This window comes from Tardiphaga sp. 215_C5_N2_1, assembly GCF_052076055.1.
Taxonomy (GTDB): Bacteria; Pseudomonadota; Alphaproteobacteria; order Rhizobiales; family Xanthobacteraceae; genus Tardiphaga; species Tardiphaga robiniae.
This window is the reverse complement of record NZ_CP197240.1, coordinates 4,076,333-4,101,666: the sequence shown is the minus strand read 5'-3', so window position 1 is coordinate 4,101,666 and position 25,334 is coordinate 4,076,333. Positions and strand designations below refer to the sequence as shown.

The following is a 25,334-nucleotide window of genomic DNA, read 5'->3' as shown; positions in this document are numbered from 1 at the left end:
ATTGCGAGTCCATGGGACTCCGTTCCGGCTTTTTATCAGCCTGATTTTTGATATCGCACGGGGCGAATGGATATTACCAAAGGCGCGGTCCGTCAATCAGAACGGGAAGATGCGCTCGATATGGGTATGCCTCGCTGTCTCAATTTTGAGAAGTCTTGAACCGCCTAATTAGATCTGCATGCCGCAACATGTTCGAGAAATTGAGTGATATTTTCAGTGACCTGTCTCTATTTGCCGCGCTCATCTCTCGCCATACTTCGGTAATTACATCATACGAGCGGTGATGTTGCATCGGGTCAAACCCTGACGCGCGCGGATGTCGTCGAAGATGTGATAGCGTCACTCTGGTGACAGGAACATGCCTGTTCACAAGAGGCGATGCCATGAAGAGAGGGGATGCGGGAGACGACGAGCCAACGAAGGAGTGGAACAGGGAAACGATCGACCCGCGCCGGGGCGATATCGAGGACGATGCCGCCAGCCCTGAACAGCGAACCCTGCTCTCAATGGCCGGGAGCCTGCTTGTTGAAGTCAGTCTGCCAAAGCTCCTGTTTGCCTGGACAGTATCGTTGTTATTGCCGGCGGTGTCGTTGGGTCTCGCGGCATTGGTTGCTTCTGCGTGGCTCTCAACTCTGTCGGACAAGGTTCTCGTATTGACGGAGATCGGTGCGTTCCTGGTGGCGATCGGAATCGTCGCGCTGGGGTGGATCGGCTGGAAGCCTCTGTTTCGGTTCGCCGAGACCAACTTCTGGTCTCTTAACGCGCTTGCCATCCAGCCCGGATATGTCTTCGGCCGCGAAGGCTTGCAGCATCTGACGGAGAAGGTGCTGGGAAGACATCTGACCGTGCATGGAAGGGCGCGGCTCCGCGCGGTGAATTCGGCCGCGGCAGGAATCGCCATCTCCATCTGCGCTGTAGCGGTTGCGATGTGGGCGTGGCCAGCCTCGCGCTGGACAGGAAGCCTCGAAGATCTTGGTGTTCCTCATCGTTTGATCATTCCGACGCTGGCAAATGCCGCAGTCCTGATATGCGGCTACCTTGCCGGCGCATCGCTTGTCTGGGGCCTGGCCGATGCCCGTATGGCGCAGCCGGTGGATCTTGTCGCGTTCGATGCAGCGCCGGCACACACGAGGATCTGGCGCGTGGCTCATTTGTCGGATCTCCATGTGGTCGGCGAACGATACGGTTTCCGCATTGAAAGCGGGCGCGCCGGGCCGCAGGGGAATGAGCGTCTTGAGCAAGTGCTGGCGCGGCTGGCCGCCATTCACGCCGTTGATCCTCTCGACCATGTACTGATCAGCGGCGACATGACCGATGCCGGACGGGCGACCGAATGGGCGGAGTTTCTGGACGTCCTGTCGCACTATCCGGATCTCGTGGCGCGCACCTTCGTGCTGCCCGGAAATCACGACATCAACATCGTGGACCGGGCGAATCCGGCGCGACTGGATCTCCCGTTCAGTCCGGGCAAACGGTTGCGACAGGTCCGCACGCTTTCGGCCATCGCTGCCATTCAGGGCGATCGTGCTTTTGTTGTGAAAGACGCGAAAGGTCATACAACGACACTTAACGACGCGTTGGCGCCGTATCGCCGTCAGATGGCCGACTTCGCGGATCTCGGTGGTCTGCAGCGTGCAGCCCGGTTACGTGGGGTCTTCGATGACTTGTATCCGATGGTGGTTCCGCCTCTGGAGGAGAATGGACTCGGCATAGCGCTACTCAATTCCAATGCTGAAACACATTTCTCCTTCACCAATGCACTTGGCCTCGTCTCGATCGAGCAGACCCGCCGGCTGGAGGCCGTTATCGCTCAGTTCCCGAAAGCGCGTTGGATAATCGGATTGCACCATCACCTGATGGAGTATCCGATGCCAGTGACTGCGTTCGCTGAACGCATCGGCACGGCTGTGATCAACGGCAGCTGGTTTGTACGTCGGCTGAAGGCCTTTGCCGATCGGGCCGTCGTCATGCACGGGCATCGCCATATCGACTGGATCGGCACCTTTGGTTCGTTGAAGGTCATTTCGGCTCCGTCACCGGTCATGGCCGCTGCTGATGTGGCCTGCACGCGCTTCTATATTCACAGGCTTGCGGCCGGGCCGGGTGAGCAGCTTTGCTTGCTTGAGGCGGAGCGGATCGATGTGCTGGCGGGCGCGAGTGACCGAGCGGATGCGGCGGAGGATGCGACCGCCAGATCATCGATCGCGTAATGCTATCACTCGCAATCGTCGGCAGAAATGGCTCGACCAGGAAAGCGCGCCGAGCCGCATCGCGTCGTAACTATTCGAATCGAAATCGAGTCAGCTTGTGAGTTGTGCCTGACGTGGCGATCTTGCGGCGCTGAATAGCCACTGCCATATTCTCGCGCAGAAAGTGGAGGCTCCCATGATCAAGAAGGCCCCGCTTGGACTTTTCGGCGCATCCCTTTTGCTCTGCGTTTCATCGCTGCCGGCTTTCTCTGCCGCATTCAGGGCAGGAACGCTGACATGTATGAGCAATCCCCGGATTGGCCTAATTATTGGTTCACGCCAGACACTGCGATGCGTGTTCAGGATACGAAATGCGTCACGGCAGTACATCTATGAGGGAACGGTGCGCCGCATCGGCCTGGATCTCGGGGTGACTCCGTCGAGCGCGCTGGTCTGGCGGGTCTTCGCCCGGAACTCACAGGTCGGTCGGGGTACGCTCCGTGGAAATTACGTCGGAGCGAGTGGGAGTGTTGCGTTTGGCCCGGGTCTGGGCGCGAATGTTCTGATCGGGGGATCTCGCAGGACCGTGATGCTCCAGCCACTGTCGCTAGAGCGCCAGATCGGCGTGAGCCTTGCCGCGGGCATAGCGACGCTGACGTTACGCTAGCGTCACTGAACTGATTTTTGTTGCCGGCGCAGCCGCAATTGTCGCTCGCTCGGAGGTCGCGGCATGGCGTGCAAGCGTGGTCGCCCTCTGCGGTGCAGTGTCTGTCCTTGAGGTTGTCGCCGTTGTTCTATGTTGAGCGGGGACGCTGGTGTCTTCAGGCGGTTGGTGCGGACATCGTCCCGAATTGCTTCAGAATCCAGTCTTTGACCGCGCTCGACGGAGTCGCGAGGGTCTGCAGTCGCGGAGAACGCAGCGCACAAGAAAATAAGTCCCGAACCTGCTGCAGCAATAAAGCGCTTCATGACATCTCCCAACAAGGATCGCTCCCACGGAAACTCTTAAATGAAAAAGCTGCGCATCTCCATGCGCCTAACGCAGCCTCCTGGTTTGTCAGATCCGCTAATCGTCGCTTAGCCCAAGGCGCCGGCGAGCTGCTTCGATGTCCGATGTATCTTCGTCCGATGTGTCTTCGTGACCGGCAACCGGATCGCCCCGCGAGGCGGGCCGTGAAGACGCCGTTCGCTCAGATCGACGCGTATCCGTCCGGAGCGACCAGAAAGCCATGGCAAGGCCGATTACGAAGACCACAACCAGAATCAGAAAGAGCGCCGATTGCTTGATCCAGGAGATCGCGGGAACTGCCAGTGCCATCGAGAGGCCGAGAAAGCCCATTTGCAGCGACATAAGGTTCAGCCCGGCGAGAAAAGTGCCAAGCGCCAGCAACATCAAAAGCACGAGACTCGTCGCAGGCGCAGGCAGAAGCTGTTGAACGCCCGCCAGCAGCATGATGTTCATCGTAACAAGAACCGCGATCCAGTGAAGCGCTTGCGTCCATACCAGTCGAACCCGAGCCTGCCTGTCGTCGAGCTCGGTCCATTCAGTCACGACGCATACGACACCAATTGCGAGGGCGAGGAACTCCCAATAGCCAATGAGCGGTTTGCCTGAAAAATTCGTATAGGCCACGCCCGCGATTGCGAGCGCGAGGATCGCGAGAAAGGGGAGCTGCCTGAGGACGATACTTCTCGTTCTGAAGCGAATGTCCTCAGTATCCCGGCTCGGCGGCAGGTCCAGTTCACTCATCGGCGATCCAGTCGTAATTCTGTCCGCTGTCGCGAATTCCGAAACGGCGCTGCCTCCTTCAAAAAGCTAGCCTAAGCTTCTGTGAGGCCGATGCGATATCGGATGATCACCTTAGGGGACCTAGGGGATTTCCCGATGAGTTCGCAGGTGCCAATTCGTTTCCCGCCTGGGTGAGGCGTCGCTGGACGCAACAAACGCGGCGAAATCGGCGTTCCCTAATCTGGATCTGCATCTCGCCCTAGGGGAAACACCTGATTGTACTGGTGGCAGCGTCAATGATCTGCTGGGATTTCTCGGCTCGTCGGACGGTCCCTGCGACGGCCGCGCCAGCACGCTGTGTTGCTCGAAGACGATCGAGAAAGGCTATGAGAAACCGTTCGACCGAAGGGGCACAAGTCGGGCGAATAGAAATGAAGCTTCGCAAGGTATCGCAGCTCTTCGATACGCTCGATCCGTCTCCGTTCCGCGAGACCGATCTCGCGCTACAGGCTGAGGATTATATCGTTGATCGAGTGCTGGAGTTTTCCGACCGTGTCCCAATTGAAATCGTCATCTATCTGCCGCCTGACGAACTGCGGAAAACGAACGTATCCGATATCGCTGCCGCCGTCAGATACTACTTTGGCCTTCGAAGTCAGGCCGTCTCGCGTGAACTGAGCGAGTTATTCAAGACCGGCCGGCTGTCACTCGTCGTCGGAATGGTGATCCTTTTCATTTGCCTCTTGCTCGGCTGGGTCTTCGCTCAGCGAATGACGGAGGGACCATTTTCAAGGGTTCTGTCAGAGAGCTTTCTTATTCTGGGCTGGGTTGCGATCTGGAAGCCTTCGGAAATCTTTCTTTACGCCTGGCCACCCGTTGCAGCTCGCAGAAAACTCTTTGACCGGCTTTCCAGGGCGGCTGTTCTGCTCGATGAGGACGACACCGTGTTGTCGACTGCAGAAGGTGAAAACGGATAGCCGGAACGATCTCGGAGGGACCCGGAAACGGTGCCCTCCTATTGCTGCGCCAATACCGGTCCTTCTTCATTCGACCGCTCATCGTCGAGCGTCAGGTTCAATAGAAAAATGGGAACATCATCCAATTCATCCGATCAGAAGCTCTCGCGCGGCGCGTTGATTGCGCTCGTGGTCGGCTCGATGGTCGGCTCCGGGATCTTTGCATTACCATCGGCATTCGGTCGCGCTACGGGCGGTCTCGGCGCCCTGATTGCCTGGTGCATCGCCGGCACCGGAATGCTGATGCTCGCTTTCGTCTTTCAGACGCTGTCCCGGCGTCGGCCCGATCTCGATACGGGCATTTTCGCCTATGCTGAAGCTGGCTTCGGCGACTATGCCGGCTTTGCATCTGCGGCCGGTTACTGGATCGGATGCTGCCTTGCCGATGTTGCGTGTCTTGTGCTGATCAAAGCGACATTGGGACAGTTCTTTCCGGTGTTTGGCGACGGCACCACACCCGTTGCGATCGCGGCCGCATCGTTGCTGCTCTGGAGCGTTCATATCCTCATCCTCCGGGGCATCAAGGAAGCTGCCGCACTCAATACGATTGCGACATTCGCGAAGATGATACCGATACTCCTTTTCATCATCGTTGCCACTTTTGCGTTCAAGGCTGACGTCTTCGCGGATAATTTCTGGGGTGGTGAGGAGCCGAGCTTTTCCAGTGTGTCGAACCAGGTTCGCAACACGATGCTTGTCACCGTATTCGTGTTCGTGGGGATCGAAGGAGCAAGCGTCTACTCGCGCTACGCAAAGGACCGCAACGATGTCGGGATCGCGACGGTTCTGGGTTTTCTCGGTGTGCTCGCTTTGCTTGTCCTGGTCACCATGCTGTCCTATGGAATTCTGCTCCGCCCAGAGCTAAGCGCGCTCGCGACGCCGTCGATGGCGGGCGTATTGGAAGCGATCGTGGGACCCTGGGGCAAGGTATTCATCAGCATCGGCCTGCTGATCTCCGTGCTTGGAAATTATCTGTCCTGGTCATTGCTCGCCGCCGAGGTTCTCCATTCCGCAGCCGTCAGCGGCACGATGCCGCGCTTCCTCACGCGCGAGAACGTCAATAAAGTACCCGCAGGGGCGCTGTGGCTTACCAACTGCCTGATTCAGCTGTTCCTGCTCGTTACTTATTTTGCCGAGTATGCCTTTACGTTGGCATTGAAGATGACGAGTTCAATGACGCTCATTCCCTATCTGTTTGTCGCGGCATACGGACTTAAGCTCGCATGGACCGGGGAAACATATCGGACAGAGCCGCGTAGCCGCGCCATCGACTGGGTGCGCGGTGCGCTTGCCACGATCTACGCGGCTGTGATGATTTACGCAGGCGGTCCCACCTTCCTGCTGCTTTCGGCGCTTCTCTATGCGCCGGTCACGATCCTGTTTGTGATCGCGCGGCGGGAGCAGAAAGCAACGGTCTTTGCGTCTGCCGAGGGGATCCTGTTCGGAGCGATCCTCGTGGCAGCTGCCGCTGGCCTCTACAATCTTGCGATGGGCAATATTTCAATCTAGTCGGAGTTTCCCGCGCCTACCTAAGGTCAGGACCGTCGTTCAGGTTATCTCCCAGGCAGTCCTCCACATAGAGTCGAAGAACGGCGACGCGCCCGATCGCGAATAGCGGCATCGCAAGCGCAATTCCCAGCACGCCGAACAGAGAGCCGAGCAGGACGATGGCGACCAGCGTCCATGCGGGGGGCAGTTCCACCGCGCGCCGCTGAATGAGCGGGCCGATCACATAGCCCTCGATGGATTGAATAACGGTGTAGATCCCGATGGCCCAGATCACCATCGAGGGACCAAGCGGCATTGCGACCAATCCCACGGGGATACTGGCCAATATCGGGCCGAGATAAGGCACGAAGTTCGACAGACCGGCCTGCAGGCCGAGCAGAAAGGCGCTTGGAAGGCCGAGCAAATAGAGCGCCAGCCACACGCAGGCGGTCATCAGGACGATCCGGATCAGTTGCCCCATGAGCCATGAGCGCAGCACGGCGCCCATTTCATCCAGAACAGAGCGCATGCGCTCACGCGAGGAGGGTTTGACCAGCAATACGACGCCGTCGCGATAGGCCTGCGGATCGAGTGAAAAGAGAAGGCCGAGAAATATGATGACGAGCGTATTGGCAAGAAAACTCGAGGCGGTCCCGACGGCCGATTGCGCGTGGCCAAAGAGCTTGTCGTGATCGGGAAACCAGCGGGAGAAGTCGCGCCCTCCGTCCGGGCCGAACAGATCCACGCCAAAAGCCAGCAGGCGTTGTTGCAGGACATCCAGTTGTGCGTCCATGACGCGCATCAGGATCCGGGCCTGCTCGGGGATTTTTCCAATGCCCCATATTGTGCCCAGCACGACCACTGCAGTCAGGATGACGATCACGATGGCTAGCCGCCACGCGCGCCCGATCGGAATGTATCGACCAAGCGACCGAGCGCAGGCATCGAGAAGTGATGCAAGCAGGATCGCCGCAAATATGATGAGAAGGCTGGACGATGCGCGCCAGGCGAGGAAGATGCCGCTGGCAACACCCAGAATAACGAGTGCTCCACCGAGGGTCAGCCGCCGGCCGGCATTCGCGCCTGCCGTCGGAAGATCCTGACTTCGAACGTCCTTGGCTAGGATGGCTTGATCCACTCTCGGCTCAGGCATGGTCCCCCACATTTCCTATGGCAGCTAGGGTCCAATCAGTTTCATGCGAATTGCATACCGGACCAGTTCGGCAGTGGAGGAAACTCCAAGTTTGCGCATGGCGGATGCGCGGTGGGCCTCGACAGTTTTCACGCTGAGATTCAGTACCGTGCCGACGGACTTGTTGGTGTGTCCTTCGGCGATCAGCTGGACAACGTTCTGCTCGCGTAACGACAGCAGGACTTTCGATTTGTCCTTCTTGCTGGCCAGGTAGTCGTGAAGCAATTTTTCCACGACCACACCGGTGAAGTAAGGCCGGTGATTGAGTAATGCGTCGATCGCTGCAATGAGATGATGTCGCGCATCTGACTTTAACAAGAAGCCTCGTACCCCTGCCAGGAGGGATTCGGTGAGGATTTCATTGCTTTCATGCATTGTCAGGATGAGCACCTCCGTCCGGGGGTAATGCAACTTGATCTGACGGCTCACCTCCAGACCATTCAGGACGGGCATGGAATAGTCGACAATTGCTATATCGGGCTTCAACTCCCTGATCATGGCGACCGCAGCCCTGCCATCGCTCGCTTCTCCGCTCACAGCCCAGTCCGCACGGCTTTCGACGATCGCGCGCAATCCGGATCGCACGACTTCATGATCGTCTGCAATCAAGATCTGCTTCACAGTGCCGTTCCCATTCGTTGGAACCACTGGCCATATCCAATTGACGAAAGCAGCTCGCTAGAACGACCGCCTCGAAATGATATGCGTCACGGCTGCCAAATCCGTGAAGGCCGTCGACCATTTTTGCGCAATCACGCTTCTACTAGATTGTTTCGTACGGCGTACCGAACCAGACCTGCAGTCGATTTTACGTTAAGCTTGCGCATCGCCGCAGCTCGGTGGGTTTCGGTCGTTTTGATACTCAAATTCAAGGTCTCGCTTACACGCTTGTTGCTGTAACCCTCGGCAACCAGTTTAACGATTGTCTTCTCTCGCGGCGAAAGCGATCGGCTTGTGCCAATATTTCCGTCGGATGATCCGACCATTGTGTCGCAAGTCTCGCCGGCATGAAACGATCTGTGATGCATCAGTGATTCAACGGCCGCCAGGAGCATTTTGTTGGCATCGGATTTTCGCAGGAATGCGCGAACGCCAACTTGAGATGCCTGTAGCTCGAGCGCGATCGAGTCGTGCATCGTGAAGATGAGCACCTCTGTTGCGAGTTTGCACTCCTTCATCCGCCTCGCAACTTCGAGGCCGGTCATGAATGGCATCGAGTAATCAACGATAGCGACATCCGGCTGCTTCTCGATGGCGCAAGCAACGGCTTCTTTACCATCGCGAGCCTCGCCAACGACCTCCCATCCGGGACGTCGTTCCAGAATTGCACGAATTCCAGCTCGCACCGCGTCATGATCATCGGCTATCATAATCTGCTTCATGGTCCTCGGTACTCCGATGTCATTTCCTTACGGGCGGCAAAATACTTTCATCGAGAAGATCCAGCCCTTGGAGTTCGTTGCCCTCGCTGAGCGTCAAATTGCTGCATCCGTTAGCTGACCTTTAGCCATGCGACGGTCGGATCTTCGCCGATCCTCGGCCGCCCTGGTGGATATCTGCTGGTTTGTTTCCTTTGCGCGAGATGGCTCGTGGAATAGTCGCGTACACTGTGGTCCCGCTCCATGCCGCTGTGGATGACGAGTGGATCTCAAATGTGCCTCCCATCTGATCCAGTCTCGCTCTCATGGCCGGAATTCCAACACCAAGCGGCACTGCTTTATGGCGATCTCTCGCCTGAGAAATCGGCATTCCGCAGCCATTATCGCTAATCCGAAGCGTGACGTTGGTGTCTGTGGCCTTGATCGAGATAGTCACCTGCGTCGCTTTCGCGTGCCTGAAGACGTTCGCGAGCGCTTCCTGGACAACTCTCAGCAATGAGCGTTGCGTTTCGTTAGGCAATGCGTCGACCGCAGCATCGATCTTGAGACGCGTTTCCAGCGATGTCCGCGATGAAAGCCCCACCACAAACTCCTCGATCGCCGACTTCAATCCGCCGTCGAGCAAATTCTGGGGATGCAGGAGGTAGGTGAAAGCCCTGATTTCCCTAAGAGCCTCACAGATCGACGCGTCGATCTCATCACAAATTTTTATGGCGCTGCCGATACCAGCAACGGCGCACCTCATTCGCATCATATTCAAACTTGCGGCCAGCAGATGCTGGCAAGTCGAATCGTGAAGGTCTGATGCAATCCGCTGCTGCATATCCTCCTGAAGCGCTAAGAGCTGCTTACCAGGGCCTGATTTGCCAAGTTTCAATTTTGTTCGTGCACTAGCGGTGCCGTTGAAAGTGTCGTGAACCACGATCTTTTCCCGAACGTGAATTCGACACGATTCGTCTACGTGAGCCTTGTGGGCCATCATGTAGTCCGATGCTTCTTGGATCGAGTGGCGAGTAACCACTAAGGTTAAATGCCATCGTTCTCTTGCGCGAAGTTATCCTTACTAAATACCCTTGATTGAATCGGCGTCAAGTAAGATGTCGCCAGATCGTCCGATGTGCGACTGACTGTACTCAGTCTCAAAATATATGAAGTAACAATAGAAGTAATTTCAGTTAATTGCCGCGTTTGCTTTGCACAAGGAACCTTGTCGTCTTCAACAGGGCGCATGAATCCCGCTGCGGTTTGAAAGTTTCAGCACGGCGCCAGAGAATCGTTGGTGCGATCAGTAGTTTCCCCGATACCGGGTAGATATCCGCAACTCCAGAATACTTCGAGTCATAGAAGAATTGGCGGGCAAGCGATCACGCAGGCAGAAGCCAGCTACCTGCTTTTGCGAGGTGGTCGCGAATCTGGTGTGCAATTTTGCTCAACGAGGGTTTCTTCATGCCTGCGTATGCGCGTCATGCCTACCTATGTCGAATTACACGATATCGAACGATTATAATTATTCTAACAATTGTCCCGGCGTTTCTGCTGACGGCGTGCGGCAGAGAGTCTGCTGAGACTGCTCCTGTCGTGCGGCCCGTGCGTACGGTCACTGTTGCGAAGAGCATTGCGGGCGCGCCGCTTTCATTCACCGGCCGTATCGAAGCGGAAGACGAGGTGGCGCTGGCATTTCGTATCTCGGGTCGGCTGATCGAGAATAACGGGAAAACCGGAGATCGGGTGCAGCCCGGTCAGGTCATCGCGCGGCTTGAATCCCAGAATGAGTTGAACACGTTGCGCCAGGCTCAGGCGGCTGTCGCGGCCGCGCAGGGGCAACTGACCCAGGCACGCAATCATTTCGATCGCCAGCAGACGCTGCTTGCACAGGGCTGGACCACCCGCGTCAACTACGACCAGGCAACGCAGGCGCAACAAACCGCTCAATCGCAGGTCGATGCCGCCGAGGCCCAGCTCAAGACGGCACATGATCTGGTGAGCTTTACCGAGCTGAAGGTGGACGCACCGGGCGTCATAACCGCTGTCGGACCTGGCGCTGGAGAAGTTATCCAGGCCGGGCAAATGATTCTCAGGCTGGCGCGGCAAGATGGCCGCGATGCAGTCTTTGACGTACCGGCTCAATTTTTCCGATCGGCACCGAGCGATCCGCAAATAGCCGTCAGCCTGACGGACGATCCCGCGGTGACGGCTCACGGTCGTGTCCGTGAGGTCGGCGCCCAGGCCGATCCCGTCACGCGCACCTTTGAAATCAAGGTTGGCCTGACGGATCCGCCGCCGGCCATGCGGCTTGGCGCGACCGTCGTGGGGCGCATGGAAATGGATGCCGTCCCCATGATCGAGATCCCGGCATCGGCATTGACGAGGGCCAATCAACAGCCCGCAGTCTGGATTGTCGATCCCGCGAGTCGCACGGTTTCTATCCGAAACGTGGACGTCTTGCGCTTCGAGCAAGCGCAGGTCGTGGTGTCTCAGGGACTCGACACGGGGGAGGTCATCGTGACCGCGGGTGTGCAGGCGCTGCACCCCGGCCAGAAAATACGTCTTCTTGGGTCAGAGCAATGACCGGCTTCAACCTCTCGGAATGGGCACTTAAGCACCGTTCCCTGGTGGTTTATGTCATGATTGTTGCCGTTATCTTCGGTGTCCTGTCCTACTTCCGCCTCGGTCGCAGCGAGGACCCGTCATTCATCATCAAGACGATGATCGTTCAGGCGGCATGGCCCGGAGCAACGGTTGAGGAGACCGTCAAACAGGTCACCGAGCGCCTCGAGCGCAAGCTGCAGGAAACACCGCATCTGGACTTCCTGCGCAGTTTCACGCGGGCAGGCGTCACCACGATCTTCGTCAACCTGCAGGGGAACGCGAACGCCAAACAAGTCTCCGACACCTGGTATCAGGTCCGCAAGAACATTGGTGACATCCGCCATACGCTGCCGGCAGGGGTGGTCGGACCCGGGTTTAACGATGATTTCGGCGATACGTTCGGAATTATCTATGGCTTCACGAGCGACGGTTTCACGCACCGCGCGCTTCGCGACTATGTGGAAGACATCCGCTCGAAGCTTCTTCTAGTCCCCGACGTATCGAAGATCGAGTTGCTGGGAGCTCAGGACGAGCGGATCTTCGTTGAATTTTCGATGAAGGAACTGGCAAGCCTTGGCATCGACCGCACCGCACTGCTGTCCGCTCTCCAGACGCAAAATATCATAAGGCCGGCTGGCACGATTCAAACGGGCGACGAGACGTTATCGCTTCGGGTGTCCGGCGCATTTCAGTCCGAGCAGGATGTTGCTGACATCAACTTCGTTGCTGGCGGGCGCATGATCCGCCTGAGTGACATCGCCCGGATTACGCGCGGCTATTCCGATCCGCCGCAGCCCTTGTTTCGCGTTAATGGCGAACCAGCCATCGGCCTGGCCATCTCGATGCGTGACGGCGGAGACATTCTCGCGCTCGGCAAGAGTCTCAAGCGGGCGATGGCTGCGATCACGGCGGATCTTCCGATTGGCATCGAACCGAAGCTCATCGCCGACCAAGCTGTCACGGTCGAGAGCGCCATCTCCGAATTCATGATGTCACTGCTGCAGGCAATTGCCATCATTCTCGTGGTGAGTTTTATCAGCCTCGGTGTGCGCCCGGGCCTGATCATTGCGCTGTCCATACCGCTGACACTCGCCATCGTGTTCCCGATCATGAAGCTTGCGGGAATCGACATGCAGCGCATATCGCTCGGCGCACTCATTATCGCGCTCGCGCTCCTCGTCGATGATGCAATGACCACCACGGATGCCACCCTGAATCGCCTGGCCGCAGGCGACGACAAGGTTCAGGCCGCCAGCTTTGCCTTTCGCACCTACGCGTTCGCTATGCTGGCAGGAACACTGGTGACCATCGCGGGCTTCGTGCCCGTCGGCTTTGCCGCGAGTTCTGCAGGAGAATACACGTTCTCCCTCTTTGCCGTTGTCAGTATCGCCCTGATCGTCTCCTGGTTCGTTGCCGTGATCTTCGCTCCGCTGATGGGCGTTGTCATCCTCAAGCCGCCGACGGAACGCAAGACAGACGCCCCCGGCAGAGTTTTCAGGTGGTATCGCGGCTTCCTGATATTCGCCATGCGGTCGAAATGGCTGACCATCGCGCTCTCGCTGGTGCTTTTCGTCGGCTCGTTTCTTCTTCTCCCGTTCATCCCTCGGCAATTCTTTCCGTCGTCTGATCGTCCGGAGTTGCTCGTCGATGTCAGTCTGCCGCAAAACGCATCCATTTATGCCAGCCAGACAGCGGCACAGAGATTCGATGCTGCCCTGAAGGGCGACCCGGACGTTGCGCGCTGGAGCACTTATGTGGGCCGCGGTGCTATCCGGTTCTACCTTCCGCTCAATGTTCAGCTGCCAAATGATTTCTTTACCCAGTCAGTGGTCGTCGCAAAGGATGTCGCAGCGCGTGAACGTATCCGCGCAAAGCTGGAGACGCTTCTGGCAAATGATTTTCCCAATGCGATTACACGGGTCTCGCCTCTTGAGCTTGGGCCGCCGGTCGGCTGGCCCGTCCAATATCGCGTCAGTGGTCCTGACGCAGGCACGGTGCGCGAAATTGCGTTCAAGCTTGCGCAAGTCATCGCCGCCAATCCCAAGGCGAATGGCGTCAATTTCGACTGGATCGAGCCGGCAAGGCAGGTGCGTATTCGGGTCAATCAGGACAAGGCCCGGTTGCTCGGGCTGAGTTCTCAAACCCTGGCAGGCGTGCTGAACACGGTCATATCAGGCACCACGGTCACGCAGGTTCGCGATGATATCTATTTGATCGATGTCGTTGCGCGCGCGGTCGATGACCAGCGCGTCTCGTTGCCCAACTTGCGCAATTTGCAAGTTCCGCTGCCAGGCGGGCAGACGGTTTCGCTCAGCCAGTTTGCAGCTTTCGAATACGAGCAGGAATATCCCCTGATCTGGCGGCGCGACCGTGTCCCGACCCTGACGGTGCAGACGGATATCACCGCCGGTGCAATTCCGGAATCCGTCGTCAGCTCGCTCACGCCGGCCGTTGCCGCGTTGTCGAAGACCATTCCAGCATCCTACAGGATCGTTGTTGGGGGCACGGTCGAAGAAAGTCAGAAATCGCAAGCGTCGGTCATCGCCGTTGTGCCGGTGATGCTACTGATCATGTTTACGGTCCTCATGATCCAGCTCCAGAGCTTTCAGCGGCTGTTTCTCGTCCTGAGCGTGGCGCCCCTTGGGCTCATCGGTGTGGTCGCCGCCCTTCTGCTGTCAGGCCGACCGCTCGGCTTCGTTGCAATTCTGGGCATTCTCGCACTGCTCGGCATGATCACGAAAAATGCGGTGATCCTGATCGGTCAGATCGACGCCGAACGCGATGAAGGGAAAAGCGTGTGGGACGCCGCGTTGGATGCTTCGAGCTCTCGTTTTCGCCCGATCATGCTGACGGCCGTGTCGACCGTGCTCGGCATGATACCGATCGCCCCAACGGTGTTCTGGGGACCGATGGCTTTTGCGATCATGGGTGGGCTGTTGGTTGCGACGGTTCTCACTCTGATCTTTCTGCCCACATTGTATGTGGCATGGTTCGGGGGAAAAGAGAGGGCGCCGGAGCCGCTCCGATCAGCGCAAGCATAGTCAGATCGTATCCGTTTCACGCCGGACGCTTCGGCACTTAGGGTAACTCCCCGTCTTCAACCTAGGGCATCACCCGATATCGTGGTGCATCCCGAATGTGCTCTTCTTTCCAATAGTTAGTGTTGGAAAGGGGCGCCCGGTGCAGGACCTGATGTTGTTTACATCTGCCCGCGCCTTGCGTGCACCGGCGTGGCTCCTGCGGCCACCGTATGAGGCTGCGCAACACAATCGGTGCGCACGCTCTTCGCGGTCAATCATTCCTCAATCCCGTCGCCGCGTCTTGCAGACCCCGGTCGCAGGTGGTCGCCTGCATGTCCCATTTGCTGCAGCCCGACCGCTTCTGCACATGGGAGTGCTTTGGCCATGAGCAGTGCAGGTGACCAGAAATTGCCGCTTTGGACGCTCACGGCCATGGTGGTTGGCGGCATGGTCGGCGCTGGCGTGTTTTCGATACCGCGTAACTTTGCTCAGGCCACCGGCATCTATGGAGCGCTGATCGCGTGGGCCGTCGCCGGTGCCGGCATGCTGATGCTGGGATTTGTGTTTCAGACGCTGGCCAACCGCAAGCCGGATCTCGATGCGGGCGTCTACGCCTATGCGCGGGAGGGGTTCGGGCCCTATGTCGGCTTCTTCTCCGCCTTTGGCTACTGGGCCAGTGCTTGCGTCGGCAACGTATCCTACTGGATTTTGATCAAGTCGACGCTCGGCGCGTTGTTCCCCGCACTCGGTCAGGGCAACACGGTCACTGCCATCGCACTATCGTCGGTAGGTGTCTGGGCGTTCCATTTCCTTGTGCTGCGCGGCGTCAAGGAAGCGGCAGCGATCAACAAGATCGTGACGATTGCCAAACTCATTCCGCTGCTGTTGTTCGTCGTCCTGTCGATCTTCTTCTTCAAACCGGATGTGTTCGTCGGAAACCTCTGGGGCGGTGCAAGCGGGGACTACGGAAATCTCTTCGCGCAGATCAAGGCGACGATGCTGGTAACGGTCTTCGTGTTTCTTGGTATCGAAGGCGCCAGCAACTACTCCCGCTTCGCGCAACGGCGCGAGGACGTCGGTATTGCGACTGTGACGGGTTTTCTGGCCGTGTTGGCCTTGTTCGCGTCGGTGTCCATCCTTGCATACGGCATCCTCCCCCGCGAAGAACTGGCGCAACTGCGTCAACCCTCGGTTGGCGGCGTGCTCGAAGCGGCCGTTGGTCATTGGGGTGCCATCTTCATCGGCATCGGCGTGATTATCTCGGTGCTGGGGGCCTATCTTGCCTGGACCCTGATGGCCGCCGAAGTGCTGTCGGTTGCGGCGAAGAGGCAAGACATGCCGGCCTTCCTGGCTCGTGAAAACGCAAATCAGGTCCCGTCAATGGCGCTCCTGATGAGCACGTTGCTGGTCCAGGCCGTGCTCATCGCGACGTTGTTTTCCGACGATGCCTTCACCTTCGCTCTTTCGCTGTGCAGCCACCTGTCGCTGATTCCGTATTTCCTCTCGGCGGCGTTCGCGTTGATGCTGGTCTACCGCAAGGAAACTTACGAGACCGATCCGAGCGATCTTCGTAAGGACACGATCATTGCAGTCCTGGCGACGGCCTACACGATCTTCCTTCTGTTCGCCGGCGGTATGAAATTTCTGCTGCTTGGCTTCATCATCTACGCGCCCGGCACAATACTTTATTTCATCACACGGAGGGAGCTCAACAAGCAGCTTTTCACTCCGGCAGAATGGGTCCTGTTCGGCGTCGCTGTCGTCGGATGCGTAGTCGGCATCCACGGTCTCGCCACCGGCTATATCAGCATCTAGGAAATCGATGGGAGTTCATGATGGCCAGCGCAAAAAAAGTCCCGTTTGGTGTGCACTCTGAAGTTGGCCAGCTGCGCAAGGTCCTGGTCTGTGCCCCGGGTCTTGCCCATACACGCTTGACCCCGTCCAACTGCGATCAGTTGCTGTTTGACGACGTGCTCTGGGTCGATAATGCGAAGCGCGACCACTTCGATTTCGTCACCAAAATGCGGGACCGCGGCGTCGATGTCGTTGAGATGCATAACCTGCTCGCCGAGACGCTGGCAGTCCCGGAGGGCAAGGCCTGGATCCTCGACAATCAGGTCGTGCCGAACCAGGTTGGCCTTGGCTTCATCGACGAGCTCAAAAGCTACCTGTCCGGGCTGGAAAACCGAAAACTCGCGGAAACGCTGATCGGTGGCCTCTCGACCCATGACTTTCCCGAAGCACATGGCGGCGCGGCACTCAGGATGGTGAAGGAGGCCGCGGGGGCGACTGAATATCTTCTGCCGCCGCTGCCGAACACGCTCTATACGCGCGATACGACCTGCTGGATCTATGGCGGTGTCACCCTCAACGCGCTGTATTGGCCTGCGCGACATGAGGAAACGATCCTCACCACAGCGATCTACAAGTTTCATCCCGATTTCGCCGGCAACGTCAATGTCTGGTGGGGCGACCCGACAGAGGACCATGGACTGGCCACGCTGGAAGGCGGCGATGTGATGCCCATCGGCAAGGGGGTCGTGCTGATCGGCATGAGCGAACGCACCTCACGCCAGGCGATCAGCCAACTTGCCGCGACCCTCTTTAAAAAGAAGGCCGCGGAGCGCGTCATCGTTGCGGCAATGCCCAAGATCCGCGCGGCGATGCATCTCGATACTGTCTTCACATTCGCCGACCGCGACTGCGTGCTGCTCGCGCCTGACTTCATGAACCAGACACGTACCTATTCCTATCGTCCGAGCGATCATCCGAGCGGTGTCGAGTTGCATGCCGAGAAGAAGTCGTTTGTCGGCGTTGTAGAGGAAGCATTGGGCCTCAAGAAGCTCCGCGTGGTCGAAGCCGGTGGCAGTGACTACCAGCGGGAACGGACCCAGTGGGACAGTGGCGCCAACCTCGTTTGCGCATCGCCAGGTGTCGTCTACGCCTACGACCGCAACACTTACACCAACACGTTGCTCCGCAAGGAAGGCATCGAGGTGATTACGATCGTCGGCGCCGAACTCGGTCGCGGCCGTGGCGGCGGTCACTGTATGACCTGTCCGATCATCCGCGATGCCGTGGACTACTAGCGCTATCGGTCATTCTTCGCTCGGGGGAGCGAGATCATGGGACTGTTACCATCGAAGCCAACACCATCGACCGACGGAGAGTAATTGTCTGGGGAGTGTGCAATGCGTGGATCCGGAATTGTCCTGGCAGCAACAAGCTTCCTTTATGCCAGCTGGGCATTGGCTGCCGACATAGATCTGACCGAGCTCAGAAAGGTCGAATACACGTCGATGAGCCCGACATGGAGCGTTGTTGGATCCCTATCGCCCACCTACACGGCCAATGCCCTGTTTTCGCGCGACGACCGACGCGGGGATTTTTACTATGAGCCCGATGTGAGCTTGCGGCTGGACGGCAAACTTGCGCCGGATCTGTCCTACCGTATTTTTGCACGTGCTCAGTTTGAGGCATTTTCCAGGGAGCATGACGGCAATGCCGCCATCGCGCGTCTGGGCGCGCGGCTGACGAAGAATCTGTATGGCTGGAGAATAAGCGCCACCTACGAAAACAGATATGACTACGACGGCGTGTTTCGCGATCTCGCCTTCACCTCCCACGACGTCACCGGCGCTATCGCGCGTGATTTCAGCTTCGACAATGTCACGCTCTCGCCGCTCCTCCAGCTCACTTATCGTTTCTCCGATCTCGCCGAGGCCAGGCGCTGGCGTGCCGATGCGCTGCTTGGCATCGAGGTCGAGCTGAATTCGAAATGGTCGATCGTCAGCACGCCTTTCATCGAAGCGTTCTGGTTTACAGACGGCTTGAACCGCGACCGGCAGGACCAGATCTATTCGGCGTCTCTCGGCCTGAAATACAACATCGCCAGCAACGTATCGCTCACCACGAACGTCATCTACGAGGCGCGAAACTCAAACGTGGCGCTGCGTCACTATAGAGACTGGCTGATCGGCCCACGGCTCGACTTCGCGTTTTAGCGATCAGGACACAAGAGGCGGTCATGCGGAATTCGATTGTGGCGGCAGGTACCGCTATTCTCTTCATCTGTACGGCATTCGCCGCCAGCGCGGAGCCACGCGATTCCGTCGAGCGTGGCGACCGGATGGACCGGGATGCCTTGCGGGACGACGTGCGCATCGATCGTCTGAAGATTCCGCAGCACCCGATCGTCGTCGAGGAGCCCCAGCAGCCCGTTTACAATACGAAGAGCAAGCAGAAATCAAAGCGGAGTACGGACAACAGTCGTTAGGGTGGCTTCAATGAATTTGATCAAGGCCGGCAATATTGGTGAGGCGAGTCCGGCGAGGTGGTCGGATGCCATCGGCAGTGCTGTGATCCGCGCTATCGGTTTCTTCGGCTTCTGGCTGGCGCTGACGCGCGGCGATCCCGGCGATTGGGGCCCCGGTCTGATTGCAGCTGCCGCAGCGACCTGGGCGAGCCTCAAGCTGCTTCCTGTCGAACAGTGGGGCTTTCGCCCGATCAAGTTTGCCGGATTCGTCCTGCACTTTTTCTATCAGTCGATTGTCGCGGGAGCGGACGTTGCGCTGCGGGCGCTTCACCCACGACTGCCGCTGCAGCCGGGCTTTATCACCTATCAGGCGCAGCAGCCGCCGGGCAGGAAGCGAAATACGTTTTGCGCGATCATGAGCCTGATGCCGGGTACGCTTCCGTGCGGAACGTCGAATGACGGCAGTCTGGCCATTCATTGTCTCGATGTGACGCAGCCCGTCGTCGAACAATTGTCGATGGAGGAAACCCTGTGCATGGGGGCGCTCGGAGGCGCAAGATCCGATGCCTAGCCTGCTGTTGGGTGCTTCGGTCTTTGTGCTGCTGACGGTGGCGCTGGGCCTGTTCGCCATTCTTCGGCGATCGGCCGATGTGGACCGCCTGATGGCCGTCCAACTGCTGGGCACGGGAGGAGTCGCCATCCTCCTTCTGCTCGCAGTCGCAACCGAGACGCCGCCTGTCATGGATGTTGGTGTGATGCTCGCGCTGTTCGCAGCATTTGCGGCCGTCGCATTCGTCAGAGACGCGTCCGGCGCGTCATCCGAAGCCAAAGGGGAGTGAGGGGCGCATGAGCCTCGTCATGGATATCCTGACCATTTGCGCGGTCTCCGCAGGAGCGCTGTTCTTCCTTGCGGGCACGGTGGGTCTGTTGCGTTTCCCGGATACGCTGACGCGTCTGCACGCCCTGACCAAGGTTGACAATCTCGGTCTTGGCCTGATCGTTCTGGGCTTGCTGCCGCAGACGAGCAGCCTGCTGTTCGCGGTCAAATTGGTGATCGTCTGGCTGCTGGTCCAGCTGTCCGGGGCGGTCGTCACCCAACTGATCGCCGGTGCGGTACGCCACCACGGAGCGGACGGATGAGCATTGCCTCCGTCTTCGATGTCGCTCTCGTTGCGCTGATCCTGACGATCGGTGCTTCAGCCATCCTTGTGCGCACTGCGTTCGCCGCAGTTGTCATGTTCGTCGTCTATGGGCTGCTTCTGTCCATGGCATGGGTCCGGCTCCACGCTGTCGATGTGGCTCTGACAGAGGCGGCGATCGGCGGCGGCATGACCGGCCTGTTGCTGCTCGGCGCCGTTGCGCGTTCCCGCTCCGTGAATGTCGACAGTGTAAGGGTTGGTTATCCGCTGTGGCTTGCCGCAGGTGCATTGTGTGCGCTGGTCGCGGCGGGTCTTGCCGTTGCCATCTTCTATCCGCCGGAGGCTATTCCGACACTCGCGCCCACCGTGATGGTAAACCTGCCGCCGAGTGGTCTCGGCAACCCTGTCGCCGGCGTGCTGTTCGTGTTCCGCGCGCTCGACACGCTGCTCGAAAAGGTGGTCCTGCTGCTCGCTTTGCTCGGGGTCTGGTCGCTGGCGCCAGATCATGCCTGGGGTGGAATGCCCGGCTTGCAGGTTTACGCAAAGCCCGATCCCACGCTGATCTTTCTGGCTCAGCTTCTGCCGCCGGTGGGAATCGTGTTCGGAATCTATATGTGCTGGGTCGGAGCGAAAGACCCTGGCGGCGCCTTTCAGGGCGGCACGGTGCTGGCTGCGATGTGGCTCCTTGTCATTGTCGCGGGATTGCAAAAAGCTCCTGCGATCGGTCGGCTCTGGCTACGTGTTCTGCTCGTCACCGGACCGGTGCTGTTCCTTGCCATTGGCCTTGCTGGATGGGTATTTGCCGACGCTTTTCTGGCTTACCCGGCAGGCTACGCCAAACCGCTGATTGTCGCCGTGGAAGCCGCTCTCACGCTGTCGATCGCTGTGGCGCTTGGCATGCTGGCCGCAGGACCGCCGGTACGGGCGCAGCAGCAATGAACGCGGCAACGCTGTTCGGCTTGTGTGGCGCAGCGCTGGTGGGCATCGGACTGTACGGGCTCATCACGAATCCCGAGCCGCTACGCAAGATCCTTGCATTCAATTTGCTCGGGAGCGGTGTGTTTCTGCTGTTCGGTGTGATCGCCAGGCGGGGGGCAGCGGCCGGGCTCGGCGGTGACCCGGTCCCCCAGGCGATGGTGATCACCGCGATTGTCGTCGCGTTCGCGGCGACGGCCATGGCTATCGCGCTGGTGCAGCGTCTTGGGGATGAGACCGCCCGCGCCTCGATCGGTTCCGACAGTTCTGAAACCGGCGAGGAAAAATCCTGATGCCGGCTGCAACGGCGCTTGGGGCGACAACTGCCGACGGGGCGCTTCTTGTTCTGGCCATCGTATTGCCGGTTGTCGGCATCCTGCTGTCGTTTGTCCTTGGCGGGCGGCACGCCGAAAGAATTGCCGCGTTTCTGTTGCCCGCCGGTCTCGGCGTGGCATGCATTGTCTTCCTGAAAGTATGGCAAAGCGAAACGTCGCTTAGCTACATTGTGGGTAATTGGCAGCCACCGCTCGGCATCACGCTGCGCGCCGACGGACTTTCAGTCGCGATGATGGTGGCAATGGCCATCGTGATCTGCCTCATCGGCGTGTTCGCGCATGCGAATTTCGGCAGTCGTGGAGCATCCGTCGAAACCCGCGCACCTCTGGTGTTCTGGGTCATGCTCATGGCGATCTCGGGCGCGATGAACATGATCTTTCTCGGCGGCGATCTGTTCACACTCTACGTTGCGCTCGAGCTGCTGACCTTCGCTGCGGTGCCGCTGGTCTGTCTCGATGGCCGCGCAGAGACCTTGCAGGCGGCATTGCGCTATCTGCTCTTCGCGCTGCTGGGCTCGATCCTCTATCTGGTCGGAACGGCCTTGCTGTATGGCAGCTACGGGACCCTCGACATCGTCCTGATGTCGCAACGCGTGCAGATTGAGCCGGCGACGCTCGCTGCTGCCACGCTGATGACGGTGGGGCTGTTCGCCAAGACCGCGCTCTTTCCACTGCATCTCTGGCTTCCCCCGGCGCATGCCGGCGCACCGGCGGCAGCCAGCGCGGTTCTGTCAGCGGTCGTGGTGAAGGGATCATTCTTTCTGGTCGTGCGGCTCTGGTTCGACGCCATGCCGGGTCTGCTGAACGTAGCCGGCGGTCAACTCCTTGGGGCGCTGGGGGCGTCGGCGATCATATGCGGCAATGTCGTTGCGCTACGCCAGCGACGGCTCAAATTGCTGATCGCCTATTCGACGGTCGCGCAGATCGGCTATCTGTTCCTGATGTTTCCGCTCGCTGCCGACCCGTTGCATCTCCAGTATGGCGATGCCCTGACGGGAGGCATGCTCCAGGCCATCTCGCACGCCACCGCCAAGGCAGCCATGTTCATGGCTGCCGGACTTGTCTATGCCGCGCTTGGACATGACCAGATTTCGGAGCTTGGCGGGATCGCACGTGCGCTTCCCATGACGATGTTCGCCTTCGGCCTTGGTGGCCTATGCCTCATCGGCTTGCCGCCAACGGGTGGCTTTCTGGCAAAGTGGCTGTTGCTGGAGGCGACGATTGCAACGGCACAATGGTGGTGGGCAATCGTGATCATCGCAGGCGGGCTGCTCACGAGCGCATATATCTTCATCGTGCTGTCGCGGGCGATGGGCCCACCAAGCGCGCCGCTGACATTGCACACCGCGGTGCCGAAGTATCAGGAAGTGGCGGCGCTGGGGCTGGCATTGCTCTCGGTTCTGCTGGGGCTCGTGGCGCTCGGTCCGATCGATGTATTGCAAGTTGGTCGTCCGGAGGCGCCGATGGCTTGGCAGCGATGATAGAGGCCTATCCCTTGCTGGCTTTCGCCTTGCTCTTTCCGCTCGGGATGCTGCTGGCTTGCCTCTGGCCAATGGCATTACTGCGAATGCCTTCGTATCTGGCGTTTGCTCCGATTCCTGCATTTGTGGCCGTGCTCCTTGTCTCCGACGATTCCCCGCTTGTCGTCGGCCCCGCCCGTCTGCATTTGACTTTCGCTCTTGATCTCCCCGGGGCGCTGCTGCTCGGCGTTGCTGCGCTGCTGTGGATCACGGCCGGGGCCTACGCATCGCCCTATCTGCAGGGCAGGCCGAACCGCGGGCGGTTCGCCGTGTGCTGGCTCACCGCACTGACGGGGTGCATCGGTGTCTTTCTCGCTGCCGACATGGTAGGTTTCTATTTGTTTTTGGCGATGCTGACGCTTGGCGCCTGTGGCCTCATCATCCAGCATGAAACGGCCGATGCGTGGCGGGCCGGGGCACTCTATATCGGCCTTGGATTGCTGGCGGAGACATTGCTGCTCATCGCCTTCGTGCTGCTCGCGATGAATATTCCCGGCGATGGGCTGCTGATCGGCGATGCCGCTGCCGCACTCCCGACGTCGCCGCACCGCGACCTGATCATCGGCCTGTTGATCGCAGGCTTTGGCATGAAGGCTGCCTTGTTCCATTCCACGTCTGGATGCCACGGGCCTATGCAGCAGCGCCGGCGCCGGCGGCCGCAGTGCTGAGTGGTGCAGCCGTCAAGGCAAGCATCCTCGGAATGATCCGCTTTCTCCCCCTCGATACAGCATTGCCCTATGCAGGAACATTACTCGCAGCCGCCGGCTTGTTCGCGGCGCTCTACGGCGTAGTCATTGGAATGACGCAACGCAGGCCCAAGGTTGTGCTGGCCTATTCCAGCGTCAGCCAGATGGGATTCATCGTGGCCGTCATTGGCATGGGCATGATCGCCGGAGATGGCCGCGCTGCACTGGCGGCGATCTTCTATTCTGCGAACCACGTTCTGGTCAAAGGTGCGCTGTTTCTCTCCGTCGGTGTGATCGCCGCGACCGGTCGCCGATATCTGCTGCCCATCCTTCTCCCTGTGGCGATCATCGCAGTCGGCCTTGGCGGCCTTCCGCTGACGGGCGGTGCGCTGGCAAAAATCGTGGTCGATGGACCGCTCGGAGACGGGGCCGCCAACACGGTTGCAACGCTGTCCGCTGTCGGCACGACGCTGCTCATGCTGCAGTTCGTCCGAGGCCTGGTGACGACGGTGTCGACAGATCAGGAGGCGACAGCGGCGCCGAGCTTGTTCTGGCCATGGCTGTCGACCGCCGTAGCGTCGCTCATCGTACCGTGGGCGCTATTCCTCGCGGTCCCCGAAGGAATGTTGCCCAATCCTTTGGCGCCCGAACTGCTATGGAAAGCCCTGCTTCCAGTTTTGTTGGGGGCCATACTGGCCGCAGTGCTGTGGCGCTGGGTGCGACGGCTGCCCCATATTCCCGAGGGGGATATCGTCGTGGTTCTGGACAGGTGTGTGAAAATCGCTCCAGCCTGGGGCAGGACCATCGAGCAAGCGGAAGGCACGCTTCGCCAATGGCATGTGGCTGGAATTTCACTGCTCGCACTAACGCTGGCTCTTGGCGCCGCACTGTTGGCCCAGTGATCATGCCGAAGATCGACATCTCTATGGAGGCGATGATCGCGTCGTCAGGCTGACACCGTCGCCAAGTTCCTTATGCGAGCGACGACGTGCTGTCGAAGTTCGACACGCTGCCGGGACGATACACCCAGAAGGTCTGCCGCACGCCAGATCAGATTCTCTTCAAATTCGTTGACCCGCTGATCCGCGTAGACGGTCTCCCACATCAGTTGAACGATCCGTCGACGTCCATCGTCATCGAGCAACTCGTTGAGTTGCCGGGTAAAGCGATAAAGATCGACCGCGCTACGGGCGACTGCATCTGCATCAACGAGAAGCTGAGCCGTAGCCGTGTCATCGAGCCCATAATGCGATTTGAAAATAGCGTGCAATCTGGCGCGCCTGATATTCGATAGCTCGCTATGGACGGTGGCAACGCGGATGATCAATCCCGCGGTCACGATGAGAAGTTCTCTCTGCTCGAGGTTTTTCCGTTGATTGGCGTCTTCCATCGCACGCGAGATGAACGCCTTGATTGATCCAAACATCACCCGACCATTCTCTTCAGAGACAACGACAACTGCGCTCTTGCGGCCGGCATCCGGGCCCGCGATATCTGGGAAGTTTCAGGAGCGGTCGCCTGAGCTGAAGATGGCGTTTGTCCATCGGCGCCGCCACTTTCTTACCGAATTTTAAAGTTTCCGGATTCGGCTAAAAGCGAGGCAAGGCAGCCGCCATTGTGGCGCTCTGGTCCCAGCGCATGACCCGGATCTTCCCTGGAGGCCGCGCGCTCAGCGTGCCTGAATCCAGGTCATTGTTCCCCGGCAATCCGGGTACTCACCATGACCTGTTCAGGGTTTTTCCCGATTAACTATTACGGGCTGACGGCTAGCCTCGTGCGGCAGATGCCTGGCTATTTTTGTCGCGGCTCCGAGAGGGAAGCA

General features: G+C 59.0%; 24 protein-coding genes. 18 read left to right on the top strand and 6 right to left on the bottom strand.

Annotated features, from left to right (window positions below; genetic code table 11):
* Positions 1-383 precede the first annotated feature (383 nt).
* Positions 384-2,210 carry a metallophosphoesterase family protein gene (locus AB7828_RS19480; protein WP_441230938.1) on the top strand — a complete coding sequence of 609 codons (1,827 nt, stop codon included), beginning with the start codon at positions 384-386 and terminating at the stop codon, positions 2,208-2,210.
* 175 nt (positions 2,211-2,385) lie between these two features.
* Positions 2,386-2,856: a DUF992 domain-containing protein gene (locus tag AB7828_RS19475; RefSeq protein ID WP_441230937.1), complete on the top strand. Its 471-nt coding sequence runs from the start codon at positions 2,386-2,388 to the stop codon at positions 2,854-2,856.
* 399 nt (positions 2,857-3,255) lie between these two features.
* On the opposite strand, the gene AB7828_RS19470 is transcribed toward AB7828_RS19475, so the two are convergent.
* Positions 3,256-3,939 carry a hypothetical protein gene (locus AB7828_RS19470; RefSeq protein WP_441230936.1) on the bottom strand — a complete coding sequence of 228 codons (684 nt, stop codon included), beginning with the start codon at positions 3,937-3,939 and terminating at the stop codon, positions 3,256-3,258.
* A 410-nt stretch (positions 3,940-4,349) separates the two neighbouring features.
* Between AB7828_RS19470 and AB7828_RS19465 the strand changes: the two genes are divergently transcribed.
* Positions 4,350-4,895 (top strand): hypothetical protein, encoded by a 546-nt coding sequence (locus AB7828_RS19465; protein ID WP_441230935.1) that lies wholly within the window; start codon positions 4,350-4,352, stop codon positions 4,893-4,895.
* A 108-nt stretch (positions 4,896-5,003) separates the two neighbouring features.
* Positions 5,004-6,443: a basic amino acid/polyamine antiporter gene (locus AB7828_RS19460; RefSeq protein WP_441230934.1), complete on the top strand. Its 1,440-nt coding sequence runs from the start codon at positions 5,004-5,006 to the stop codon at positions 6,441-6,443.
* Positions 6,444-6,459: 16 nt separating this feature from the next.
* On the opposite strand, the gene AB7828_RS19455 is transcribed toward AB7828_RS19460, so the two are convergent.
* From AB7828_RS19455 to AB7828_RS19440, 4 genes are all read right to left on the bottom strand, one after another.
* Positions 6,460-7,587, bottom strand: coding sequence for an AI-2E family transporter (locus AB7828_RS19455; protein ID WP_244528055.1), 1,128 nt, complete (start codon positions 7,585-7,587; stop codon positions 6,460-6,462).
* 12 nt (positions 7,588-7,599) lie between these two features.
* The gene (locus tag AB7828_RS19450) at positions 7,600-8,235 is read right to left on the bottom strand and encodes a response regulator transcription factor (protein WP_093757590.1); all 636 of its coding nucleotides are present in this window, start codon (positions 8,233-8,235) and stop codon (positions 7,600-7,602) included.
* Positions 8,236-8,366: 131 nt separating this feature from the next.
* Complete coding sequence (locus AB7828_RS19445) at positions 8,367-8,996, bottom strand: response regulator transcription factor (protein WP_441230933.1); 630 nt, start codon at positions 8,994-8,996, stop codon at positions 8,367-8,369.
* A 121-nt stretch (positions 8,997-9,117) separates the two neighbouring features.
* Entirely contained in the window at positions 9,118-9,915 is a 798-nt protein-coding gene (locus AB7828_RS19440) for a sensor histidine kinase (RefSeq protein WP_441230932.1), read from the bottom strand.
* 524 nt (positions 9,916-10,439) lie between these two features.
* Here AB7828_RS19440 and AB7828_RS19435 point away from each other — a divergent pair.
* From AB7828_RS19435 to AB7828_RS19370, 14 genes are all read left to right on the top strand, one after another.
* Complete coding sequence (locus tag AB7828_RS19435) at positions 10,440-11,561, top strand: efflux RND transporter periplasmic adaptor subunit (RefSeq protein ID WP_441230931.1); 1,122 nt, start codon at positions 10,440-10,442, stop codon at positions 11,559-11,561.
* Positions 11,558-14,623, top strand: coding sequence for an efflux RND transporter permease subunit (locus AB7828_RS19430; protein WP_441230930.1), 3,066 nt, complete (start codon positions 11,558-11,560; stop codon positions 14,621-14,623). The genes AB7828_RS19435 and AB7828_RS19430 overlap by 4 nt, the downstream gene beginning before the upstream one ends.
* A gap of 363 nt (positions 14,624-14,986) precedes the next feature.
* Positions 14,987-16,417, top strand: coding sequence for a basic amino acid/polyamine antiporter (locus tag AB7828_RS19425; RefSeq protein ID WP_089263534.1), 1,431 nt, complete (start codon positions 14,987-14,989; stop codon positions 16,415-16,417).
* 20 nt (positions 16,418-16,437) lie between these two features.
* Positions 16,438-17,691, top strand: coding sequence for an arginine deiminase (gene arcA, locus AB7828_RS19420; RefSeq protein WP_068730411.1), 1,254 nt, complete (start codon positions 16,438-16,440; stop codon positions 17,689-17,691).
* 102 nt (positions 17,692-17,793) lie between these two features.
* Positions 17,794-18,606, top strand: a complete 813-nt coding sequence (locus AB7828_RS19415; protein ID WP_441230929.1) for an outer membrane beta-barrel protein — start codon at positions 17,794-17,796, stop codon at positions 18,604-18,606.
* 23 nt (positions 18,607-18,629) lie between these two features.
* Positions 18,630-18,878, top strand: coding sequence for a hypothetical protein (locus tag AB7828_RS19410; RefSeq protein WP_093757583.1), 249 nt, complete (start codon positions 18,630-18,632; stop codon positions 18,876-18,878).
* A gap of 10 nt (positions 18,879-18,888) precedes the next feature.
* Positions 18,889-19,428, top strand: coding sequence for a Na+/H+ antiporter subunit E (locus AB7828_RS19405; protein ID WP_093757582.1), 540 nt, complete (start codon positions 18,889-18,891; stop codon positions 19,426-19,428).
* Positions 19,421-19,696 (top strand): monovalent cation/H+ antiporter complex subunit F, encoded by a 276-nt coding sequence (locus AB7828_RS19400; protein WP_093757581.1) that lies wholly within the window; start codon positions 19,421-19,423, stop codon positions 19,694-19,696. Before AB7828_RS19405 ends, AB7828_RS19400 begins: the two co-directional genes overlap by 8 nt.
* A 7-nt stretch (positions 19,697-19,703) precedes the next feature.
* Positions 19,704-19,997: a monovalent cation/H(+) antiporter subunit G gene (locus AB7828_RS19395; RefSeq protein WP_093757580.1), complete on the top strand. Its 294-nt coding sequence runs from the start codon at positions 19,704-19,706 to the stop codon at positions 19,995-19,997.
* A complete protein-coding gene (locus AB7828_RS19390) occupies positions 19,994-20,935 on the top strand; it encodes an MnhB domain-containing protein (protein ID WP_441230928.1) in 942 nt (313 codons plus the stop codon). The genes AB7828_RS19395 and AB7828_RS19390 overlap by 4 nt, the downstream gene beginning before the upstream one ends.
* Complete coding sequence (locus AB7828_RS19385) at positions 20,932-21,264, top strand: NADH-quinone oxidoreductase subunit K (protein ID WP_320445846.1); 333 nt, start codon at positions 20,932-20,934, stop codon at positions 21,262-21,264. Before AB7828_RS19390 ends, AB7828_RS19385 begins: the two co-directional genes overlap by 4 nt.
* Positions 21,264-22,787: a complex I subunit 5 family protein gene (locus AB7828_RS19380; protein WP_441230927.1), complete on the top strand. Its 1,524-nt coding sequence runs from the start codon at positions 21,264-21,266 to the stop codon at positions 22,785-22,787. The genes AB7828_RS19385 and AB7828_RS19380 overlap by 1 nt, the downstream gene beginning before the upstream one ends.
* Positions 22,788-22,801: 14 nt before the next feature.
* Entirely contained in the window at positions 22,802-23,494 is a 693-nt protein-coding gene (locus tag AB7828_RS19375) for a hypothetical protein (protein WP_441230926.1), read from the top strand.
* Entirely contained in the window at positions 23,446-24,414 is a 969-nt protein-coding gene (locus AB7828_RS19370; RefSeq protein ID WP_441230925.1) for a proton-conducting transporter transmembrane domain-containing protein, read from the top strand. Before AB7828_RS19375 ends, AB7828_RS19370 begins: the two co-directional genes overlap by 49 nt.
* Positions 24,415-24,458: 44 nt before the next feature.
* On the opposite strand, the gene AB7828_RS19365 is transcribed toward AB7828_RS19370, so the two are convergent.
* Positions 24,459-24,938 carry a TerB family tellurite resistance protein gene (locus AB7828_RS19365; RefSeq protein ID WP_441230924.1) on the bottom strand — a complete coding sequence of 160 codons (480 nt, stop codon included), beginning with the start codon at positions 24,936-24,938 and terminating at the stop codon, positions 24,459-24,461.
* Positions 24,939-25,334: the final 396 nt, after the last annotated feature.

Coding starts and splice junctions, on each gene's coding strand:
- AB7828_RS19395 (WP_093757580.1), top strand. CDS start 19,704: ATGAGCCTCGTCATGGATATCCTGACCATTTGCGCGGTCTCCGCAGGA.
- AB7828_RS19425 (WP_089263534.1), top strand. CDS start 14,987: ATGAGCAGTGCAGGTGACCAGAAATTGCCGCTTTGGACGCTCACGGCC.
- AB7828_RS19465 (WP_441230935.1), top strand. CDS start 4,350: ATGAAGCTTCGCAAGGTATCGCAGCTCTTCGATACGCTCGATCCGTCT.
- AB7828_RS19470 (WP_441230936.1), bottom strand. CDS start 3,939: ATGAGTGAACTGGACCTGCCGCCGAGCCGGGATACTGAGGACATTCGC.
- AB7828_RS19445 (WP_441230933.1), bottom strand. CDS start 8,996: ATGAAGCAGATTATGATAGCCGATGATCATGACGCGGTGCGAGCTGGA.
- AB7828_RS19385 (WP_320445846.1), top strand. CDS start 20,932: ATGAACGCGGCAACGCTGTTCGGCTTGTGTGGCGCAGCGCTGGTGGGC.
- AB7828_RS19475 (WP_441230937.1), top strand. CDS start 2,386: ATGATCAAGAAGGCCCCGCTTGGACTTTTCGGCGCATCCCTTTTGCTC.
- AB7828_RS19435 (WP_441230931.1), top strand. CDS start 10,440: ATGCCTGCGTATGCGCGTCATGCCTACCTATGTCGAATTACACGATAT.
- AB7828_RS19400 (WP_093757581.1), top strand. CDS start 19,421: ATGCCTAGCCTGCTGTTGGGTGCTTCGGTCTTTGTGCTGCTGACGGTG.
- AB7828_RS19390 (WP_441230928.1), top strand. CDS start 19,994: ATGAGCATTGCCTCCGTCTTCGATGTCGCTCTCGTTGCGCTGATCCTG.
- arcA (WP_068730411.1), top strand. CDS start 16,438: ATGGCCAGCGCAAAAAAAGTCCCGTTTGGTGTGCACTCTGAAGTTGGC.
- AB7828_RS19415 (WP_441230929.1), top strand. CDS start 17,794: ATGCGTGGATCCGGAATTGTCCTGGCAGCAACAAGCTTCCTTTATGCC.
- AB7828_RS19365 (WP_441230924.1), bottom strand. CDS start 24,938: ATGTTTGGATCAATCAAGGCGTTCATCTCGCGTGCGATGGAAGACGCC.
- AB7828_RS19405 (WP_093757582.1), top strand. CDS start 18,889: ATGAATTTGATCAAGGCCGGCAATATTGGTGAGGCGAGTCCGGCGAGG.
- AB7828_RS19430 (WP_441230930.1), top strand. CDS start 11,558: ATGACCGGCTTCAACCTCTCGGAATGGGCACTTAAGCACCGTTCCCTG.
- AB7828_RS19410 (WP_093757583.1), top strand. CDS start 18,630: ATGCGGAATTCGATTGTGGCGGCAGGTACCGCTATTCTCTTCATCTGT.
- AB7828_RS19460 (WP_441230934.1), top strand. CDS start 5,004: ATGGGAACATCATCCAATTCATCCGATCAGAAGCTCTCGCGCGGCGCG.
- AB7828_RS19455 (WP_244528055.1), bottom strand. CDS start 7,587: ATGTGGGGGACCATGCCTGAGCCGAGAGTGGATCAAGCCATCCTAGCC.
- AB7828_RS19370 (WP_441230925.1), top strand. CDS start 23,446: ATGCCACGGGCCTATGCAGCAGCGCCGGCGCCGGCGGCCGCAGTGCTG.
- AB7828_RS19480 (WP_441230938.1), top strand. CDS start 384: ATGAAGAGAGGGGATGCGGGAGACGACGAGCCAACGAAGGAGTGGAAC.
- AB7828_RS19380 (WP_441230927.1), top strand. CDS start 21,264: ATGCCGGCTGCAACGGCGCTTGGGGCGACAACTGCCGACGGGGCGCTT.